Origin of the sequence: Calidithermus chliarophilus DSM 9957 (assembly GCF_000430045.1) — a bacterium.
Classification (GTDB): Bacteria; Deinococcota; Deinococci; order Deinococcales; family Thermaceae; genus Calidithermus; species Calidithermus chliarophilus.
Genome location: NZ_KE387025.1, coordinates 1,056 through 5,678 on the forward strand (window position 1 = coordinate 1,056; position 4,623 = coordinate 5,678).

4 protein-coding genes are annotated in these 4,623 nt (G+C 68.7%); 3 read left to right on the forward strand and 1 reads right to left on the reverse strand.

Annotated features, from left to right (window positions below):
• Window positions 1-200: 200 nt before the first annotated feature.
• Window positions 201-1,067 (reverse strand): IS982 family transposase, encoded by an 867-nt coding sequence (locus tag MEICH_RS0114950; RefSeq protein WP_245587695.1) that lies wholly within the window; start codon window positions 1,065-1,067, stop codon window positions 201-203.
• Between MEICH_RS0114950 and MEICH_RS28085 the strand changes: the two genes are divergently transcribed.
• The 3 genes from MEICH_RS28085 (at window position 996) to MEICH_RS0114960 (ending at window position 4,447) form a co-directional block, all read left to right on the forward strand.
• On the forward strand, window positions 996-1,280 hold the full coding sequence (locus MEICH_RS28085; protein ID WP_245587683.1) for a transposase: 285 nt from the start codon (window positions 996-998) through the stop codon (window positions 1,278-1,280). The genes MEICH_RS0114950 and MEICH_RS28085 overlap by 72 nt on opposite strands.
• Before the next feature lie 471 nt (window positions 1,281-1,751).
• Window positions 1,752-2,804, forward strand: a complete 1,053-nt coding sequence (locus MEICH_RS0114955; protein WP_218916418.1) for an erythromycin esterase family protein — start codon at window positions 1,752-1,754, stop codon at window positions 2,802-2,804.
• Window positions 2,805-3,490: 686 nt separating this feature from the next.
• Window positions 3,491-4,447, forward strand: a complete 957-nt coding sequence (locus MEICH_RS0114960) for a tyrosine-type recombinase/integrase (protein ID WP_051304238.1) — start codon at window positions 3,491-3,493, stop codon at window positions 4,445-4,447.
• Window positions 4,448-4,623: the final 176 nt, after the last annotated feature.

A 4,623-nucleotide genomic window follows, 5' to 3' on the forward strand; every position in this document is an offset into this window, starting at 1 on the left:
GCTCAGGTTGGTGAGGTAGCCGGCGACGGTGGGGTCCTCCTGCTTGAAGTCGGGGAGGCCCGCCAGCGCACAGGTCTCGTCGTTGGTGCACTCGCCGGGGCTGTGGAACCAGGAGGGCCGCTGGCTCACGACGCGGGCGTTGTAGCCGGCGTGGTTCACCACCATGTCGAGGATGAACTTACCTCGTTTGCTACCTGAAGTCAGACCAACACACCTGAGTGCATGAGGTTGTGGGCAGCGATTTTGAGGTTGACCCTGGCTCGTAAAGACCAGAAGGTCTTGACCTGCCCCACGTGCAGGTGAAGCGAGCGGACCAGGGAACTGAAACTGGTCTCGATGCGTTTACGCAGCCTGGATAAAGCCCTGGGCCAGAAGGTCTGGCGCTTCATGTTCTTGCGGCTGGGACAGTACACCCCCGTGCCCACGTAAGCCCTGTCCCCTAGCGTGGGCCCCTGAACCAGCCCCCAGGCCACACGGCTCTCGTGCGCGTGCGCAGGCACAAAGGCCCAACGTCGGAACAGCCCCCCCAGGCTCACCACCGCGTGCAGCTTGAAGCCCCAGACCATCCCCATCGGTGCTGAAGCCCTTGCTGGCCTCGGGCATCTTGGCCCATTCCCAACGCTTACCCTTGGCGATGGGAGGGGCTTGGTATCGATGAGCTCAATCCCCCGATCCTCATCCTCCTTGGCGGCTAGCGATTGAGCGAGCTCGGCCCATAGGGGCTCCGCATTGCGCACGATCCGATGGTAACGGCTGTACTCGGGTAGTCGCGGGAACAAGCCCCGATGATTCTGACGCACCAACCAGTACCACACCGACTCGTAGGGCTGGGCCAACAGTTCACCGACCAGGGCTATGGTGAATAACTCGCTGTAGCTGGCCACCTGGTTGGCTTGCACCGGTAGCCTGAAGCGCTCCTGGTTGGCTTTGAGCCAGTCATCCACCAGGATGAAGACCCTCAAAAACAGTTCCTCTAGGCTATGCTGATAGCGGGGATGGTTTCTCATAGCAATGAAGACCATCTCCCTTTTCTTCCCCCATTTCAAGTAGCAAACCACGTAATCCACACCGCCCTCACCCTCTCGGACAGGGTTTGGACCTGTGGGTGCGGGGCGGTGCACGACCGAGACCTGAACGCGGCGCGAAACATCCGCGCCGAAGGAATCCACAGGATTCCCGTCGCCGTGGGGCACACGGAGACGCAAAACGCTTGGGGAGCCGCCGTAAGACCTACGCATGGTGGGCAGGCGGCAACGAACCAAGAATCCCACGCGCTTTAGCCGTGGGAGTGTCAACTCCAAGGCCGGGGTGTTTTAAAGCGATCCGCACCACTCTTGCCGGCGCCTCCCCCACCCCAGCGCCTTGCGGCGGTCGGGCGGCCGTAGGGCAGCGCGCCGCAGAGGCGGTCACGGCGGGCGGCCATGACGCCCACCCGTGCGCACGACCCGGTGGCGGTGACGAAGGGAGTGGCGCCGGCCTGGGGGCTCCCGGAGCTGCAGGCGGTGGAAGCCAGGCGCGGCTGGGGTCGCGCCTCGCGGCGAGCCTCCCCCGGCCCCGCTGTACCTGTGCCTCGAGGGCGTCGAGGTCGGGCCCGGCGGCCGGGGTGTCCGGGGTTGTGTAGAATGGCTACGAGGTGATCGGGTGTTGAACGCGGGGAAGTGGCCGCCGGCCGGGCACACCCGGGGGACCGCGGAGGGCGGGTGACCTGGAGCCCGGGGGCCTCGAGGTGGCTGCGGTCACTTTGGGGCCTGGTGCGCTTCCTGTCGTCGCTCCGGGGCTTCCTGCTCCTGTGCGCCCTGGCGCTGCTGGCCGCGCTGGCGCTCGAGCTCGCCAACCGGCCCGTCGTCGCCCAGCTCCGGGGCGAGGCCCACCCCGTCAGCGGTTCGCCTACCGCGCTCAGCCCGGCCGACAAGGCCTACCTCCGCCGGCTGGTCGGGAACGCGCGGGTGGTGGGGCTGGGCGAGGGGTCGCACGGCACCAAGGAGATCTTCGAGTACAAAGCCTCCATCATCCGCTTCCTGGTCGAGGAGATGGGCTTCAGCGTGCTGGGGATGGAGGCGCCTGACGACCCCGTCGCCAACGGCATCGTCCAGGCCGGCCTGCCCGACGCGGGCGAGCTGGCGGCGCGGAACATGTTCCCCGGCACCCGGGAGCTCGCCGGGCTGCTGGGGTGGATGGCCCGCTACCGCCAGCAGCACCCCGACCGCCCCCTCGACCTCTTCGGCTTCGACGCGGCCTTCGATCAGCCCAGCTGGATTCCACGGTTCATCATCCTGGACGACGGCACCCGGGACCGGCTCATGGCCGAGACCATCATCACGGTGCTGGAGAAGGAGTACCCCGGACGCAAGGCCGTCCTCTGGGCGCACAACGGCCACGTCGCCTTCCCCGAGCGGGCCATCTACCCCTTGCGCGGGTCCCCGATGGGCTGGTACCTGCGTCAGCGCTACGGCGGCGGCTACTTCGCCCTGGCTACCACCTTCTACTCCGGGCGGGTGCTGGCCATGTGGCCCCAACTACCCGGGGTCGGCAGGGAGCGGGTGGCCATGCCCATCTTCCCCACCCTCCCCGGCACCGCCGACTCCGCTTTCCACCGGGCCTTCGGCGGGGACTTCCTGCTCGACCTGCGCGCCGTCCGGCCTGACAGCCCGCTGGGGCGCTGGCTGCGGCGGCCCCAGCTCATCAAGGCCATCGGGTCGAGTTACGTTCCTCTCCTGCTCGGCTCGAGCGCGGCCACCCTCCCCGACTACTTCGACGCCCTGCTCTTCGTCGACAAGACCACCGCGGCCGAGCCCCTACGGTGAAGCAGCAAGCAGGGCCGTGGGCGAGTGGGAAAGTTCGGTACCGGGGTACCACGCCAGGGAATGGGTGACCGCACGGCGCAGGTGTGCCAGAAGAACTTGCAGCGGGGTGGGCGTCCTGCCCTGCCCCTCCGCCACGACCTACCCCAGGGAGTGGAGGCCGAGGCTCGAGCCTCCGATTCCGGCGTCCCTACCCCCCAAAACCTCCACCTAGCCCGGTGTCCAACCCTGGGCCCCTCCGCGGAGGGGCCTTGCTTTTCGTTTTATGCGGTCGGCGGTCTCGAGCCCGTCCTGGACAGCGTTTTTATCTGGGATAGGTCCAGAAATCGATAACTCGGACCCAATCCTGATAACAGTAAAGCCGTGGAGAGATCGGTGGGGGTTCGAGGGGCAGCTCGGGGGCAGTGGGCAGAGGGCGGATAGCTCGAGGCCACCCCCTGACCACTGTCCGGCACCCGGCTCGACGGCCTCGAGGCGAAAACCCCCAAACCTCAAAACCCCACAGGGGGTTCGGGGTGTCCAACAGGCGGCGAGCGCCCGGTTCCTATACCGGCGTACAGACAGTGCCCGAGGCAGGATCGGCCCCGGGTGTAACCCCACAGCTTAGTAGGGGGCCAGGCCCTTCCCTGGGGTGCTTAAGAATTTTTATGGAAATCGGCATTTCCATAAACTTATGCTAGGATGGCCGCATGGACGATCCCCTGCTGGGACGGGCAAAGCCCACACACCGGGTGGACCCCCTCCCCCGCCCTGCCCCCCTCGACCCGGCGCTGGAGGAGCGCCTGGAGGCCTTCGCCCGCTACCTACGCCTGGAGAAGGGCCACGCCCCCCGGGGCGTGGAGAAGTACCTGCGCGACGTGCGGGCCTGGCACCGTTTCCTCGAGCGGCGCGGCCTGGGGGAGACCCCCGAGGCGGTGCGGGCCCTGCTGGAGGAGCGCTCCCCCGGGCCGAGGCGGGCGCGGGCCCTGCTGGCGGCCCTGCGCACCTACTGCCGCTGGCGCCGGCGGGTGCGCGGCGAGGCGGTCGAGGACGTGACCGAGCCCGTCGCCCGCCCCAGGGCCGGCGCCCGGCTGGCGGTGCACCCCGAGCGCGCCGAGCTCGCGCGCTTCCTCGAGGCCCTGCAGGGCGAGCCCGAGGAGGGCCTGCTGCGCCGGCTGGCCCTGTTCCTCTACGGCACCGGGCTGCGCATCTCCGAGGCGCTCTCCCTCCGCCGGCGCGACCTGGTGACGGAGGGCAGATTCCCTTCGGGACCGGCGGACGCCGGTACGCCTGAGGGCGGGGCCCCGGCGGCGGTGCGGGTGGTGGGCAAGGGCGACAAGGAGCGCCTGGTCCCCCTCTCCCCCGCCGCGCGGCGGGCGCTGGCGGGCTGCGGGGCCGACCGCCTCTTCGTCTTCGAGGCCCGGGGGCCGGGCCGGCGGGTGGGCAAGGTCCCCACCGCCACCTGGGTGCTGCTGCGCTTCCGGGCGGCGGCCGTGCGGGCCGGGCTGGACCCCCGGCGCTTCACCCCCCACAAGTTCCGCCACGCCTTCGGCACCGCCCTGGTCGAGGAGGGGGTGCCGGTGGACGCGGTCAAGGAGCTGCTGGGCCACGCCTCGATCGCCACCACCCAGGTCTACCTCCCAGACTTGACCGTTATTCAGGGTTGAGGCTAGATAGAGGCATGAACTTACGCGAAGCCTTAGCCTCATTGGACGATCCACGCTACCAGAACCGGCGCTATCCGCTGTGGGGGGTGGTGGCATTGGTGCTGGTGGCCTTTGTGTGCCGGGTGGACTCCCTGCGGGGTGTGGCCCGCTTTGCCCAAGCCAATCCCTTCCTGTGT

Bases quoted from the DNA above. Each gene is read 5' to 3' on its own strand.
- MEICH_RS28085 (WP_245587683.1), top strand. From the start codon at position 996: ATGGTTTCTCATAGCAATGAAGACCATCTCCCTTTTCTTCCCCCATTT.
- MEICH_RS0114960 (WP_051304238.1), top strand. From the start codon at position 3,491: ATGGACGATCCCCTGCTGGGACGGGCAAAGCCCACACACCGGGTGGAC.